This window comes from Rhodococcus sp. KBS0724, from assembly GCF_005938745.2.
Taxonomy (GTDB): domain Bacteria; phylum Actinomycetota; class Actinomycetes; order Mycobacteriales; family Mycobacteriaceae; genus Rhodococcus_F.
This window is the reverse complement of the sequence record NZ_VCBX02000001.1, coordinates 4,659,322-4,674,188: the sequence shown is the minus strand read 5'-3', so window position 1 is coordinate 4,674,188 and position 14,867 is coordinate 4,659,322. Positions and strand designations below refer to the sequence as shown.

The 14,867-nt window shown below is 62.0% G+C and carries 11 protein-coding genes; 10 read left to right on the top strand and 1 reads right to left on the bottom strand.

Annotated elements, in window-relative coordinates; all coding sequences use genetic code 11:
* Window positions 1–40 precede the first annotated feature (40 nt).
* Genes mftD through FFI94_RS21380 form a run of 4 tightly spaced genes read left to right on the top strand, consistent with a single transcriptional unit; the run spans window position 41 to window position 5,941 of the window.
* Window positions 41–1,219, top strand: coding sequence for a pre-mycofactocin synthase MftD (gene mftD / locus FFI94_RS21395; RefSeq protein WP_138869576.1), 1,179 nt, complete (start codon window positions 41–43; stop codon window positions 1,217–1,219).
* Window positions 1,220–1,245: 26 nt separating this feature from the next.
* Window positions 1,246–3,174, top strand: coding sequence for a mycofactocin system FadH/OYE family oxidoreductase 1 (locus FFI94_RS21390; protein WP_138869575.1), 1,929 nt, complete (start codon window positions 1,246–1,248; stop codon window positions 3,172–3,174).
* Window positions 3,171–3,992 carry a mycofactocin-coupled SDR family oxidoreductase gene (locus tag FFI94_RS21385; protein ID WP_033236396.1) on the top strand — a complete coding sequence of 274 codons (822 nt, stop codon included), beginning with the start codon at window positions 3,171–3,173 and terminating at the stop codon, window positions 3,990–3,992. Before FFI94_RS21390 ends, FFI94_RS21385 begins: the two co-directional genes overlap by 4 nt.
* Window positions 3,992–5,941, top strand: coding sequence for a mycofactocin system FadH/OYE family oxidoreductase 2 (locus FFI94_RS21380; protein WP_138869574.1), 1,950 nt, complete (start codon window positions 3,992–3,994; stop codon window positions 5,939–5,941). The genes FFI94_RS21385 and FFI94_RS21380 overlap by 1 nt, the downstream gene beginning before the upstream one ends.
* 74 nt (window positions 5,942–6,015) lie before the next feature.
* On the opposite strand, the gene FFI94_RS21375 is transcribed toward FFI94_RS21380, so the two are convergent.
* Window positions 6,016–7,254, bottom strand: a complete 1,239-nt coding sequence (locus FFI94_RS21375; RefSeq protein WP_138869573.1) for an HNH endonuclease signature motif containing protein — start codon at window positions 7,252–7,254, stop codon at window positions 6,016–6,018.
* Between the two features lie 165 nt (window positions 7,255–7,419).
* On the opposite strand from FFI94_RS21375, the gene mftE reads away from it, so the two are divergent.
* The 6 genes from mftE (at window position 7,420) to FFI94_RS21345 (ending at window position 14,761) form a co-directional block, all read left to right on the top strand.
* On the top strand, window positions 7,420–8,112 hold the full coding sequence (gene mftE, locus FFI94_RS21370) for a mycofactocin biosynthesis peptidyl-dipeptidase MftE (protein WP_138869572.1): 693 nt from the start codon (window positions 7,420–7,422) through the stop codon (window positions 8,110–8,112).
* Window positions 8,113–8,182: 70 nt separating this feature from the next.
* On the top strand, window positions 8,183–9,580 hold the full coding sequence (gene mftF / locus FFI94_RS21365; protein WP_138869571.1) for a mycofactocin biosynthesis glycosyltransferase MftF: 1,398 nt from the start codon (window positions 8,183–8,185) through the stop codon (window positions 9,578–9,580).
* Complete coding sequence (gene mftG, locus FFI94_RS21360) at window positions 9,577–11,064, top strand: mycofactocin system GMC family oxidoreductase MftG (RefSeq protein WP_138869570.1); 1,488 nt, start codon at window positions 9,577–9,579, stop codon at window positions 11,062–11,064. The genes mftF and mftG overlap by 4 nt, the downstream gene beginning before the upstream one ends.
* Before the next feature lie 73 nt (window positions 11,065–11,137).
* Complete coding sequence (locus FFI94_RS21355; RefSeq protein ID WP_138869569.1) at window positions 11,138–12,442, top strand: transcriptional regulator; 1,305 nt, start codon at window positions 11,138–11,140, stop codon at window positions 12,440–12,442.
* Window positions 12,443–12,607: 165 nt separating this feature from the next.
* On the top strand, window positions 12,608–14,131 hold the full coding sequence (adh, locus tag FFI94_RS21350; RefSeq protein ID WP_138869568.1) for an aldehyde dehydrogenase: 1,524 nt from the start codon (window positions 12,608–12,610) through the stop codon (window positions 14,129–14,131).
* 57 nt (window positions 14,132–14,188) lie between these two features.
* A complete protein-coding gene (locus FFI94_RS21345; RefSeq protein WP_138869567.1) occupies window positions 14,189–14,761 on the top strand; it encodes a DUF779 domain-containing protein in 573 nt (190 codons plus the stop codon).
* Window positions 14,762–14,867: the final 106 nt, after the last annotated feature.

Here is a 14,867-nt window from a genome sequence, read left to right as displayed (position 1 = left end):
GTAGCTTTCCTGGCTACTTGCGATACGAGAGGTTTGATTGATGGCAAAGAACGCATTCTTCGAGACCGTCGCTGAAGCACAGCGACGTGCGCAGAAGAGGTTGCCCAAGTCCGTGTATGCGGCGCTGGTGGCCGGATCCGAAAAGGGTCTGACCGTCGACGACAATGTCGCGGCATACAGCGAACTGGGTTTCGCTCCGCATGCGGCCGGATTGCCGAACGAGCGGAACATGGCCACCTCCATTATGGGGCAGGACATTTCGCTTCCGGTGATGATCTCGCCGACCGGTGTGCAGGCAGTGCACCCCGACGGTGAGGTAGCGGTCGCGCGTGCTGCTGCGGCGCGGGGAACGGCCATCGGCCTGAGTTCTTTTGCCAGCAAGTCCATCGAAGAGGTTGCTGCGGCGAACCCGCAGGTGTTCTTCCAGATGTACTGGGTCGGCAGCCGCGACGTGCTCCTGCAGCGTATGGAGCGCGCTCGCGCTGCCGGTGCCAAGGGCCTGATCATCACGACCGACTGGTCCTTCTCGTACGGTCGTGACTGGGGCAGCCCGTCCATCCCCGAAAAGATGGACCTCAAGGCGATGTTCCAGTTCGCGCCCGAAGGCATCATGCGCCCGAAGTGGTTGTTGGAGTTCGCCAAGACCGGCAAGATCCCGGACCTGACAACACCCAACCTCGCGGCTCCCGGTCAGCCGGCACCGACGTTCTTCGGCGCGTACGGCGAGTGGATGCAGACTCCGCTTCCGACGTGGGAAGACATTGCCTGGCTGCGTGAGCAGTGGGGTGGCCCCTTCATGCTCAAGGGCATCATGCGTATCGACGACGCCAAGCGCGCAGTCGACGCCGGTGTCTCCGCTATCTCCGTCTCCAACCACGGTGGCAACAACCTCGACGGCACCCCAGCGCCGATTCGCGTGCTCCCGGGTATCGCCGAAGCTGTGGGCGATCAGGTGGAAGTTGTTCTCGACGGCGGCATCCGACGCGGCGGCGACGTCGTCAAGGCCCTTGCACTCGGTGCCAAGGCAGTCATGCTCGGCCGCGCGTACCTGTGGGGCCTCTCGGCAAACGGCCAGGCCGGCGTCGAGAACGTTCTCGACCTCATGCGCATGGGCATCGACTCGGGACTCATGGGTCTCGGCCACTCGTCGATCACCGAGCTCAGCAAGGATGACCTGGTCATTCCGGAAGGCTTCACCCGCACGCTGGGCGCGAGCTGAACCTCTGGCTCTGATCGAGCTGTGAGTTGAGCCTTCACGAACACACAACCCTGGCCGGACGCAGTGTCCGGTCCAGGGTTGTTTTCGGTCCACACGAGACCAATCTTGCTGTGGGACGAACGCTTTCCGATCGGCACCGCGCGTACTACCAGCGACGGGCCGAGGGCGGTGCCGGGATCATCGTCGCCGAAACGGCGTCGGTTCTGGACAACGACTGGCCCTACGAGCGGGCACCGTTGGCAACTCTGTGTGGGCCTGGTTGGCGAGCGATCTCAGCGGCCTGCGTCCCGCACGGCGCTCTGGTTCTTGCGGGCCTGGGGCACACCGGGATGCAGGGATCGAGCGCTTACTCACAGTCGGTTCTGTGGGGGCCGTCGCGGGTCGCTGATCCGGTGACGCGTGAGCTGCCGATGATGATGGAGCAGGGCGACATCGATCGTGTGGTCGAGGGTTTCCGCGCCTCGGCAGCGCTTGCCGTGGACTCGGGGATGGCCGGCGTCGAGATCGATGCCGGCCCACGAAGCATTCTGCGGCAGTTCCTTTCGGGGTTGACCAACACACGCGCGGACAGGTACGGAACTGATCGACTGACGCTGCTGCGGGAAGTCCTTCAGACAGTTCGCGGCGCTGTCGGTGCGAACCATGTTGTTTCCCTGCGGTTGTCGTGCGACGAGCAGGCGCCGTGGGCGGGCGTGACGCCGGAACTGACGGTTGGATATGTCAGTGAACTGGAGCGGTATCTCGATCTGTTGATTGTGGTGCGCGGCGGCCTCTACTCGACCGCGGGGTATCGCCCGGACTTTCACGAAGAACCGAACTTCAACCGTGAACTGTGCCGAATCGTCAAGGCCACAGTCTCGATTCCCGTTGCGTTGCAGGGGAGCGTCGTCGACATCGCAGACGCCCACGAGGCGCTCGCGCACGTGGATTACGTGGAAATGACCAGAGCGCAGATCGCCGACCCGGATCTGGTGGTGAAGTCAGCCCGCGGCGATCAGCCACGGCCGTGCGTCCTGTGCAATCAAACGTGCCTTGTGCGCGATCCGCGTAATCCGGTGGTGACGTGCGTCGGAAATCCGAGTGCGGGATTCGAGACGGTAGATCCTGACGAACGAAGGCAGGAATTGATCTCGGGTCCTGTTCTTGTGGTCGGGGGTGGTCCGGCCGGATTGGAAGCTGCGCGGATCATGGCCGGGCGCGGCGCTGCAGTGACGGTGTCGGAACGATCGTCGCGGTTCGGCGGGATGATCCGAACTTTTGCGCAAGGGAAGGGCCGCAGCCGATTTGCTGTGCTCGCGCAGTGGCTCGAGGACGAATGCCGTAGAAGCGGTGTGACCATGCTGACCGAGCACACGATCAGCTCATCGGAGATCGATGATGCCCGCGGCCATGGTGATGTAGTGGTTGCGTCGGGCAGCGTTCCCAGGCTGCCGACCTATCCCGTGGACACATCCGTTCTCTGGATGGATCCGGTGCAGGCGCTCGAGCTTGGCGGTGATTCGATCGAAGGTCCTGTTGTACTGGTGGATCCGTTGGGTGGACCGATGGCTGTTGCGCTTGCGGAGATGTTGGCAGAGTGCGGACTCGACGTCTCGATCGTCACACCGGACACGATCGTCGGTTCGCGGTTGGGTATGAGTGGCGACCTTGTGGGCGCGAACACGAGACTTCAGCAGGTTGGGGTGAACCGGGTGTGTTCCTCGCGGGTACGGGCGGTTGTCGACGGCGTCGTGCAGATCGAGAACGTCTACACGGACGTTGTGGCACACATCCGGTGCGCGACCGTCATCGACTGCTCGCCTCGACTGCCTGACACCTCCCTGCACTATTCGGGGTGCGCCGGCGTCGGCGACACGATTGCTCCGAGAACTGTTCTCGAATCCATCCACGAAGGGCGCCGCGCAGGGTTTACTACTGGAACAGGTTTCAATTCCGTGGAGAGGATCGATTCATGACCCAGGTACGTTCACTCGAAGGCCGTGTTGCATTCATTACCGGCGCGGCGCGTGGTCAGGGCCGCTCTCACGCAATTCGCCTGGCCAGGGAAGGCGCGTCGATCATTGCGATCGACGTCTGCAGTGCTGTCGCCGAGCACAACACGTACGACGCGGCTACCTCGGAAGACTTCACTGAAACCGTCCGTCTTGTCGAAGCCGAGGGTGGCAAGATCCTCGCGCGGGAGGCCGACGTCCGGGACAGTGCCGCGCTCGCTGCTGTGGTGAAGGACGGAGTCGAGCAGTTCGGTCGACTCGACATCGTGGTGGCAAATGCGGGCGTCTGCAACTGGAATCGATTTTGGGAGATGTCGGACGAGCAGTGGGAAACCCTCATCGACATCAATCTCACCGGTGTGTGGAAAACACTCAAGGCTGCGGTGCCGTCCATCATCGAGGGTGGTCGCGGCGGATCGATCGTCGTGATCAGCTCGGTCGCGGGACTCAAGGCGATGCCTGGTCAGGCGCACTACGGCAGTGCAAAGTTCGGTCTGGTCGGGCTCACTCAGGCGGCGGCAAAGGAACTGGGAGAGTACAGGATCCGCGTCAACTCCATCCATCCGTACGGGGTCAACACTCCGATGGGTGTTGATCAGGGCGCACTCGCCGTCTTCCAGAACTACCCGCAATATCTCCCGAACTTCACGCCCATTCTCACCGAGACCGCTTTTGCCGAGCCCGACGAGATCTCCGATACCGTCGTGTGGTTGGCCGGTGACGGGTCACGCACCGTGACAGCAAGTCATATTGCTCTTGATCAAGGTAACTCCAAGGTCTGATGACACCGTATCCTCGCCTCTTCGAGCCGTTGCGCCTGCGTGATTTCACACTGCGTAACCGAGTGGTGTTCTCTGCGCACCTGACCAACTACGCCGAGAACGGGTTGCCGACAGCGCAGCACGCCGCCTATTACGAGGCGAGGGCGCGGGGTGGGGCCGGGTTGATCATCAGCGAGGAACAGTCGACGCACCCGTCGGATCGACCGTACGAAAAGATGATTGCCGGGTACCGACCCGGAGTGGTCGAGGGTTATCGACGGATCACCGATGCCGTGCACGCGCACGGATCGGTGATCCTCGCGCAGATCAATCACAACGGCGGGCAGGGCGCCGGCACGTATTCGAGGCTCCCACTCTGGGCGCCCAGTGCTATTGCCGATCCACTGTTCCGCGAAGTCCCCAAAGCTGTTGACGACAGCGATATCGCGGAGATTCTCGACGGTTTCTCTTTAGTCGCGCGTAACTGCATCTCCGGCGGATTCGACGGCGTCGAGTTGCAGGCGTCGCAGTCGTCGATTGTCCGAGCGTTCTTGGCGCCGTCGACAAACCGCCGCACGGATCGATACGGCGGTCCCGCCGAGAATCGTGCCCAGTTCCTCCTGGAAGTTTTGCGAGTTCTTCGCCGCGCCATTGGCCCTGATCGGATACTCGGAGTTCGGCTGAGCGGTTACGAAGGAACCCGAGGTGGTATCGAGTTGCCGGACGCGGTGTTGACTGCGCAGTTGGTGGAAGCCGACGGTCAGGTCGACTACATCAACACCGCTATCGGAATGGCCACAGAGACTTTGCATTTGATCGAGGCATCGATGGCAGTGCCGAGTGGTTACGCGAACTTCATTCCATCGGCGATCAAGGAAGTTGTCTCGCTCCCCGTGATCGGTGTCGGCCGATTCAAGACACCGGAGCAAGCTGAGCAGGCGTTGGACGAGGGTCTATGCGATCTCGTGGGAGTGGTGCGCGGTCAGATCGCGGACCCGGATTTTGTGAACAAGGCACGCGCAGGCCAGTCGTCACAGGTGCGAACCTGCCTGTCCTGCAATCAGGAATGCGTCGGACGGATGGGACTCAACCGTTGGTTGGGCTGTACCGAGAACCCGCGGGCAGGACGAGAATCGGTTGCCTTGCCCCTGTTACAGTTGAAGGGGCGCAGCGTCGTAGTTGTCGGCGGCGGCCCAGCCGGTCTGCAGGCCGCAGCTACCGCCGCGCAGCGGGGGCATCGGGTGACGCTATTCGAACGTGACGCCATTCTCGGTGGGCAGATCCGAACTGCCTGTGTGATGCCGGTTCGCCGGGAGCTGGGTGATCTGATTCGCAATCTCGAATCCGAATGCCGCAGAAGTGGTGTCACCATCGAACTCGATGCGGCAGTGACAGCGGAGAGATTGATCGAACTGGACCCGGATGTGGTGGTTGTGGCTACGGGAGCGAGGCCACTGCGTCCGGCGTGGGCGGGAGACGTACGCAGAGTGGTCGGTGTCCGCGATGTACTCGACGGGAAGATGCTGCCGACCGGTTCGGTGTTGGTATTCGACGAACTGGGGTTCCATCAGGGTGCATCGGTTGCGGAGTTCCTGGCAGATCGAGGGTGCACTGTCACGGTCGCCACTAACGGGATGGTGGTGGCCCAGGATTTGAGTATCACTCTGGATTTCGAAGGCTGGAACCGCCGGGCGCACGAAAAGTCGATAGTTCAGCGTACGGACCTGATGGTCACCGCGGTGCACGGCGAAGGGCCTGTGGCCGTCGAACTGGTGCACCATCCCACTGGAGTCTCCGAATCTGTGATCGTGGACTGGGTTGTGTTTGCGACGCAGCAGGAACCGGTGGATGAACTGTGGAAGGCGCTGCGTGGCAGTTCCTTCGAGGTCCACCGTATTGGTGATGCCCTGTCCCCGAGGCGTTCGCATAGCGCCGTCATCGAAGGTCACAGGGTTGCGCTGAACATCTAGCCGCAGCCGCCAATGTGATGAAAGCAGCCTTGTGCACCGGGGCATGTTTGATCCCCGGTGCGCACGCCGGGTTTTCAGGCCGCTGTTGGCGGTGTGTTCCCGGGAACGGGAACTTGATACGGATCTACCGACATCGGTGGATAGAACCGGGTTTTCCGGTCGTCTCCGATATCGACTCGCCACTCGGTGTGATGCATCATCCGATGATGATGACCGCACAACAAAATCAGATTATCGAGATCCGTCGGGCCGTCATCGAGCCAGTGAATCAGATGATGGGCGTCGCACCAGCCTGGCGGGGTTCCGCAACCGGGAAAGGCGCAGCCGCCGTCTCGTACCGTGAGGGCTCGACGCTGCGGGACGGTCGCGAGCCGCGCCTTCATGCCGTGATTGAGGGGAACACCGTTGTCGTCGAGAAGGATTCGGGTGACCTCGCAGTCACAGGCCAGCATGCGTGCGGTGTCGAGGCTGATGGGGCCGGCCCAGTTGGTGATCGCGTAGCCGAGTTCTTCGGTGGAGGGTAACAGGTCTTTCAGTACTTGGAGATCGGTGAGGTCTTTTGCGGTGGCGGTGATCGTCAGGTGCGGTTTGACGCCACCTTCGACGGGTCCGAGGCCGGCGGCTTCGTAGCGGCGCAGCAGTTCACAAAATCCGTCGGCGCGTCGAAGTGCCGGGGTGCGTTCGTCTTTCACGCCGTCTTTCTCCGGGGTGGGCGCCGACAGGGCGGACAGTAGCGCGATGAGGCGGGCACCGTTGACGGCGTCGAGGTCACCTTTGACGCTGACTCGCCCGTACAGGCCACGGGAAGCGTAGAACTCGTTGAGTTCGGAGTCTTCACCGGCGGGTATGCCGTCGGCGCGGTTGCCGTACTGTTTCTGGATCCGCCGGATGGCCGCGCGGACGGAATCGCAGTCGGTAACCTTTTTGGAGGCGAGGGTCAGGAGGATGTCGCGGGCCTTCTCGACGTCGACGAGGCTCATGTTCTTGGGTGGGTGCTGGCAGAAGTGCGCTACCTGACGCGCCTTCGACGCATCGATATCGCCGTTGTGAAAGGATTGCCCGACAACAGGTTCGAGCATGAACAACCGCGCCAGGCCGACCAGTTGACTACATTCGCCGATCTCGAGGTTTGTGGACTGGTGCAGCCACTGCGCGATGGCGCGGAATCCTCGGCCGCCGAGTGTGTCGCGAGTGAACATTTCGGTGATCATCACAATCATGCGGGAGGCTATCTCGTGCCGGGCGCGGGCGAGGTCGAGTATCTCCGTCTTGAGGCCCTCGCCGTCGTATTGCCACGCTTCCCGACTGTTCATGCACTAATTTTAGTCGAACAGGATTTCGATTCCTAGGGACATATCGGACAGGTTTTCACGAATCCAAGCTCGAGACTTGTTGATGTGCAGGAATATTCGAATCATCGACGCATGTTGTCCACGTGCGCTGCTCAGGTGAGAACTGCCGACGAATATGATCACTGCATGACCGAAACCCGTGATCTGTCCGCTATCCCGAGCCCCCGGCTCGAGGGGTCTGCGCACACCGTCGTGGTTCCGGTCGGTTCTTTCGAGCAGCATGGTCCGCACTTGCCGCTTGACACTGATACCCGGATTGCGAGAGCGGTGTCGAACGAGCTGCCCGGCGTTGTGGTTGCCCCGGCTCTCGAGTATGGCGCGAGCGGGGAGCACGAGGGTTTTGCCGGGACGATTTCCATCGGGGCCGAGGTCATGGAAATGGTGGTTGTCGAGTACGGGCGGTCTGCCTGTCGGTGGGCGGGGCGGGTGTTGTTTGTCAGTGGTCACGGCGGAAACGGTCCCGCGTTGGCAAAGGCTGTGGCGCTCTTGCGATACGAGGGCCGCGATGCAGCCTGGGTGCCCTGCGCGATTCCCGGGGCGGACGCTCATGCAGGCAAGACAGAAACCAGCCTCTTACTGCACCTTTCGCCTGAATGTGTGGACATGAACGTGGCGGAGGTCGGAAATATTTCTCCTATCGCAGACCTGATGCCAGGATTGCGTTCGGGCGGTATGGTCGCTGTGTCGGATAACGGTGTTCTGGGCGATCCAGTTCAGGCAAGTGCCGTGGACGGCGCGCGCATTTTCGACGAGTTGGTGCAACGCGTGACGGATGGACTGGCCCGGTGGAATCCGGGCCCGGATGGGAGGCTTCGGTGATGGTTGTTACCGATGGGGGGCGGGCGATCTACCCGAACCGATTCGCGGTGTTTTCCCTGACGATCGCCTGATGCGACCCGCACGACTCCCCGACGGCTTCGGCATTCGGTTGGATCCCAAAGTTCGCACGTACTCGGGTGGCCGCGTGCTCATCGGTGGTTCGCCGACGCGCATGCTCAAGCTGGCTCCGACTGCAGCTGCGATGATCGGCGACGGCTTCCTCGAGGTTGTCGATCAGCAGAGCGCTGCGGTGGCGCGCCATCTGCTCGATTCCGGTGTTGCGAATCCTCGGCCGATGTCGACTCCGTCGGCTTCCGACGTCACCGTCGTGATTCCGGTGAAGGACAACGTTGCCGGGATCGAGCGGTTGTTGCCGGTTCTCAAGGATCTGGCAGTGATCGTGGTCGACGACGGGTCCGAGGTTCCACTTGATCCGCGTCGGGACTACCCGGGTACGGGAACGGTCACCGTGGTCCGGCACGAGCACGCGCGTGGTCCGTCATCGGCCCGCAATACGGGATTGCGTTCGGCACAAACACGTTTCGTGGCGTTCCTCGACTCGGATGTCATTCCGCGAGCGGGCTGGCTCGAGCTGATGCTCGGTCACTTCAGTGATCCGGGTGTGGCTCTGGTGGCGCCGCGAATTGTGGCACTCGATCCGTACGGGACGGCATTGGCTCGGTACGAGAGTATGCGTTCCTCCCTGGATCTGGGGCGGAAGGAAGCAGCCGTCAAGTCCGGCAGTCCCGTGTCGTATGTACCCAGCGCGGCCATGATCGTCCGGCGCGATGTGGCTCTCGACTGTGAGGGATTCGATGAAAACCTCGAGGTGGCAGAGGACGTCGATTTCTGTTGGCGTCTCCAGTCTGCCGGTTGGCGACTGCGCTACGAACCGGTTGCCAATGTCGCCCATGATCATCGGGTTCAGTTCGGGAAGTGGTTCAGCCGACGCGCTTTCTACGGAACCGGCGCCGCGCCGCTGGCTGCGCGACATCCGGGTTCGGTGCCGCCGATGGCCATGTCGGTCTCGACGCTGTTCGCGTGTGTCGCGGCAGCAACGCTCACCAAGTCGGGGTTGGCTGGAGCGCTCGGAGCTTTACTGTTCACCGTGTTCCGATTGCGGAAGATGTTCACCGGCTTGAAGCAGCCGACGCGTATCGCGGCGATTCTGACAGCCCAAGGTTTTGTGGGCGGGTTCTGGCAATTGGCGTCGGCGATGTGCCGTCACTACTGGCCGGTGACGTTGTTGGCGGTGATCACGTCACGCAAGATCCGGCGGTTAGCTCTTGCCGCGGCAGTCAGTGAGGGGCTGGTGGATTGGTATCGCCACCGTGAAGAGGGTGGTTTGGGGCCGGTGCGGTACGTGTTGTTCAAACGAGCCGATGACGTCGCTTACGGATTCGGCCTGTGGCGTGGTGCGATCGAGGCGCAGGATCCTGCGGCTTTGAAGCCTCGAATCACCAAGTGAGCGTTACGGATCACGCAGACTTCGTTGTGGTCGGTGGCGGCACCACGGGGTGTGTGATTGCGTCCAGGCTCAGCGAGGACCCGGCCGCGCAGGTGCTACTTCTCGAGGCGGGAAGTGGGTATCGTTCGACGGTTGATCTTCCGGGTGTTCTCGATGATCCGTACCTGCTACCGGTGGGGCCGAAGAGTGAACACACCTGGACGTATCCGGTCGAGTTGACGCCGAGTCGACTTACCACCGTCTCGCGTGGACGAACTCTCGGTGGCAGCGGCGCGGTAAATGGTGCGTACTTCGCGAGGGCAACGCGCGCAGACTTTGACCTCTGGCCCGATTCCTGGAGCTACGAGAAGGTACTGCCGTATTTTCGGAAGTCGGAGACCGATCACGATTTCGGCGGGCCTTACCACGGCGACAGTGGTCCAATTCCGGTCCGTCGGCGCCGCCGCGACGAGATGCATCCACTCAGCAGTCGGTTCCACGACGCGGCACTCTCGGCTGGTTTCCCCGAGGACGCAGACAAGAATGCGCCGGATTCGGACGGCGTCGGGCCAGTCCCACTGAATATCTTCGACCATCGTCGTATCAGTACTGCGGTCGGTTACCTGCTACCGGCGATGAAGCGTCGCAATCTCACCGTCGATGTCGGTGTCACCGTCCTGCGAATCGTGTTCTCGGGGACGCGGGCCGTAGGAGTCGATGTTCTCGACGGCACCGGGGTGCGGCGTATCCACGGACGTCACATCGTGGTGTGCTCCGGCGCGGTGGCCACTCCGCTCCTGCTCCTGAACTCAGGCATCGGATCGGCTGATCAGCTTGTGGCTCACGATGTTCCGGTTGTTGTCGACCTTCCGGGAGTGGGGCAGGGTTTTGTCGATCATCCGGAAGTGCTACTGCCTTATCAATATTCGGTTCCGGAGACTCTGCGACCGCAGACCCCGGTGCTGGAGATGACTCTCAACGACGCGGACCTCGAAATCCGGCCCTATACAGCGTCGTTCACCGATCTGGTGCCCGGGATTCCACAGATGGACCATGGGATCGGAGTGGTACTGATGGCGCCGCACAGCCGAGGAACCGTCGAACTCGATCCGAAGGCGCCGGGTGGTTCGCCGAGGATCCGATACAACTACGTCGAGTCCGCGCACGATCGACAAGTCGTCAGGAGGGGGATGCAGATCGCCGAGGACCTGCTCGAGACTATTGCAAAGACCGGGATGATCCGGCGGCCCGAGATCGAGTATTCGGACGAGTGGATCGAATCGCGGTTGGGCACGTCACTACACATGTCGGGTAGTTGCGTCATGGGTTCGGAGTTCGATCCGGGAGCGGTTGTCGACGATCGATGCAGCGTTCTCGGAGTCGACGCACTCAGTATTGTCGACACATCGATCATGCCGGTGATTCCCACCCGCGGGCCCCATGCAACTGCGGTGATGGTGGCCGAGCGAGCCAGTGAATTGGTGCGTGACGCTGCGCGATCGTAAGAACCAACCGACCATCTTCACCATTGTGATGTGATCGGCACTACAGTGGCAGGGGAGCGGAGGAACACAGAATATGGCACGTGAACAGGCTGTGTACGGCAACCCGTGGGTAGCGGTGCGGCCCGGAGACGACGTAGCGGTGCTGGCACGTCGACTGTCGAGTGCCCATCAGTCTTTCATCGACGCCCACGACGGGCCCGGCACGGACGATTCACGCGTGCGGTCTGTTGTGCTCGAATCCTGGATGCGTAGCAGAAACAACGGTGTCGATCCTGACGTCGTCGGCGCTCCGGCGATGCTCGAAGGGCTCGATCTCGAAAGTTATCGCTCGTCGCATCCCATGTCTCTCATTCGTCCTGTGGTTCGAAAACTGCTGGTAGAGGACGCAGCCGAAACCGGCCTGTTGATCGCGATCAGCGATGCGCACGGCCGGTTGCTGTGGGTGGAGGGCGATAGTGCCGCCAAGGACCGCGCACTGTCGATGAATTTTGTCGAAGGCGCGGACTGGAGTGAAGATCGCGTCGGCACCAATGCTCCGGGGACGGCACTGGCGCTCGATCACTCGGTGCAGATTTTCGGTTCGGAACATTTCAATCGGACCGTGCATGACTGGAGTTGTTCGGCGGCGCCCGTCCACGATCCCACCACCGGACAGATTCTCGGCGCGATCGACATCACCGGTGGCCCCCGGGTTGCCGTCCCCGAAGTGTTGTCGTTGATTCGTGCAACGGTGGCCGCAGCTGAATCGGAATTGCGGTTCCACCTGCTCAATTCGCCGATCCCGCTCACTGCCTCGGCTCCGAGGCTGGAGACGTTCGGCGGCGGACGGCCAACTCTCGTCCGCGGCGGTGAGCGGATTCCGATCTCACAACGCCACGCCGAAATCTTGCTTCTGCTCTCCGAACATCCAGAAGGGCTCAGTGCCGATCACCTGGCCGTTCTCCTCGATGAAGGTGAGCTGGACGGTGTCACCATTCGCGCCGAGATGTCTCGCCTTCGCAAGGTTTTCGGCGCCGATCGGCTGGCGTCGAGGCCCTATCGCATCATCACCGAGTTCGCCACGGACGTCGACGACGTCCGCAAGGCACTGGACCGTGGGGACGCGGCGACAGCCATGCGCTTGTATTCCGGCCCGGTCCTGAGCGGTTCCACCGCTCCGGGTATCGACGCAATCCGGGACGAATTGCGCACTCGGGTTCAGGCCGCACTGCTGCGCGGCGACGACGCCACCCTTCTTGCCAAGTGGACCACCTCCGTCCATGGCCGGGAGGATTCCGTCGTCTGGGAGGCGTACCTGTCGACGCTCGACCCGCAATCTGCTCTGTATTCGCAGGTCAAGGCCAAAATTGATCTGCTGGACCGGCAGCTCGGTCTCTGAGAAACGGGCACGTTGCACTGACGGAACGGGCACGTTGCACCGACGCAACGTAGTTGCAACGTTGCAACTCCTAGTGTTGTGAATCACACCCCGCCGGGGGGTGGGACTGCAGTCACCGATTTCGGGACTGTGCCCAGGAAGATCACGTTTACATAGGAGCTTGCAATGACCGTGTACGCCCGCCCAGGTACCGCTGACGCGATCATGTCCTTCCAGTCTCGATACGACAACTGGATCGGCAACGAATGGGTTGCTCCGGTCAAGGGTCAGTACTTCGAGAACCCGACACCGGTGACCGGACAGAACTTCTGCGATGTGGCTCGTTCCACCGCAGAAGACATCGAGCTCGCTCTCGACGCAGCACACGCAGCAGCTCCGGCCTGGGGCAAGACCTCGGTCGCCGAGCGCGCGATCATCTTGAACAAGATCGCAGATCGTATGGAGGAGAACCTCGAATCCATCGCACTCGCCGAGTCATGGGACAACGGCAAGCCGATCCGCGAGACCCTCAACGCCGACATCCCGCTCGCCATCGATCACTTCCGCTACTTTGCGGGAGCCATTCGCGCACAAGAAGGTTCGCTCTCGGAGATCAACTCCGACACGGTTGCCTACCACTTCCATGAGCCGCTCGGTGTAGTCGGCCAGATCATTCCGTGGAACTTCCCGATCCTGATGGCAGTGTGGAAGCTTGCTCCCGCGCTCGCTGCCGGCAATGCCATCGTGCTCAAGCCCGCAGAGCAGACTCCCGTCTCGATCCTGCACCTCATCGGCATCATCGGTGACCTGCTGCCTGCCGGTGTTCTCAACATCGTCAACGGCTTCGGCGTGGAGGCAGGCAAGCCGCTTGCATCGAGCCCGCGCATCAAGAAGATCGCGTTCACCGGCGAAACCACCACCGGACGCCTCATCATGCAGTACGCGTCGCAGAACCTGATCCCGGTCACCCTCGAACTCGGTGGCAAGAGCCCCAACATCTTCTTCTCCGACGTGCTCGCCGCCAACGACGACTACCAGGACAAGGCCCTCGAAGGCTTCACGATGTTCGCGCTCAACCAGGGCGAGGTATGCACGTGCCCGTCGCGTTCGTTGATCCAGGAAGACATCTTCGACGACTTCCTCGCAATGGCTGCCATCCGCACCAAGGCTGTGCGCCAGGGCGATCCGCTCGACACCGACACCATGATCGGTGCGCAGGCCAGCAACGACCAGCTCGAGAAGATTCTGTCCTACATCGAGATCGGCAAGGCCGAAGGTGCCAAGGTCATCACCGGCGGCGAGCGGGCGCAGCTGGGCGGCGACCTCGCCGGCGGCTACTACGTGCAGCCGACGGTCTTCACCGGCAACAACAAGATGCGCATCTTCCAGGAAGAGATCTTCGGACCGGTCGTGTCCGTCACGTCCTTCAAGGATTACGACGAGGCCATCGAACTTGCCAATGACACCCTCTACGGTCTCGGCGCGGGCGTCTGGTCGCGTGACGGTGGAGTTGCTTACCGTGCGGGCCGCGATATCCAGGCCGGCCGAGTGTGGACCAACACGTATCACCAGTACCCGGCACACGCCGCCTTCGGTGGATACAAGCAGTCCGGTATCGGCCGCGAGAACCACCTGATGATGCTCTCGCACTACCAGCAGACCAAGAACCTCCTGGTCAGCTACGCGCAGAAGGCTCAGGGCTTCTTCTGATCCTCGCTTCGCGCAGCAGGTAAGACAACACGAGAATACGAACGCACGGAGGTTGGAATGGACGCTACCGATGTCACCGCACCTGATGACACTGCAGGCGTCGTTCCACCCCGTCTCGTGACCACCGCTGGGGCGGCTGATCTTCTGCGCCGCCTCAGCGGAAACCACGGCGAACTGATGATGCACCAATCGGGTGGTTGCTGCGATGGCAGCGCGCCGATGTGTTATCCCGCAGGTGAATTCATCGTCGGTGACCGTGATGTACTGCTCGGCGTCATCGATCTGCGGCTAGGTGTCGGTGAGGTTCCCGTCGACCTGCCAATAGGTACGGACGCCGTCCAGGTCTGGATTTCCGGATCCCAGTTCGAAGCGTGGAAGCATACCCAGCTGGTTCTGGACGTGGTGCCCGGACGGGGCAGCGGGTTCAGCCTGGAGTCTCCTGGAGGATTCCGATTCCTCAGTCGAGCAAGGACTTTCACGCCGCAAGAGAACGACGCGCTCAACTCGTCCGCGATTCTGGTCGGCGCCGAGTGGGAGGCTGGGGTGCGTCCCCTCCCGCCGACGGTTCCGCAGGTTGTCGCCGAAGCGGTGGACGCCTGCCCGGTTCCGGGCATGGCCGGACGAGCCTGAGCGTTTAACAGCCCGGTCATCGCCGCGGCGATCGTTAGTTACTTCTCACCCATACTGTTGAGCCACGCGGCGCCGGGCACTGGCGTCGTTGAATTCTTGACCGATT

Excerpts from the sequence above, each read along its gene's own strand:
- mftD (WP_138869576.1), top strand. The coding sequence starts at position 41 with ATGGCAAAGAACGCATTCTTCGAGACCGTCGCTGAAGCACAGCGACGT.
- adh (WP_138869568.1), top strand. The coding sequence starts at position 12,608 with ATGACCGTGTACGCCCGCCCAGGTACCGCTGACGCGATCATGTCCTTC.
- FFI94_RS21355 (WP_138869569.1), top strand. The coding sequence starts at position 11,138 with ATGGCACGTGAACAGGCTGTGTACGGCAACCCGTGGGTAGCGGTGCGG.
- mftF (WP_138869571.1), top strand. The coding sequence starts at position 8,183 with ATGCGACCCGCACGACTCCCCGACGGCTTCGGCATTCGGTTGGATCCC.
- FFI94_RS21375 (WP_138869573.1), bottom strand. The coding sequence starts at position 7,254 with ATGAACAGTCGGGAAGCGTGGCAATACGACGGCGAGGGCCTCAAGACG.
- FFI94_RS21380 (WP_138869574.1), top strand. The coding sequence starts at position 3,992 with ATGACACCGTATCCTCGCCTCTTCGAGCCGTTGCGCCTGCGTGATTTC.
- FFI94_RS21385 (WP_033236396.1), top strand. The coding sequence starts at position 3,171 with ATGACCCAGGTACGTTCACTCGAAGGCCGTGTTGCATTCATTACCGGC.
- FFI94_RS21345 (WP_138869567.1), top strand. The coding sequence starts at position 14,189 with ATGGACGCTACCGATGTCACCGCACCTGATGACACTGCAGGCGTCGTT.
- mftE (WP_138869572.1), top strand. The coding sequence starts at position 7,420 with ATGACCGAAACCCGTGATCTGTCCGCTATCCCGAGCCCCCGGCTCGAG.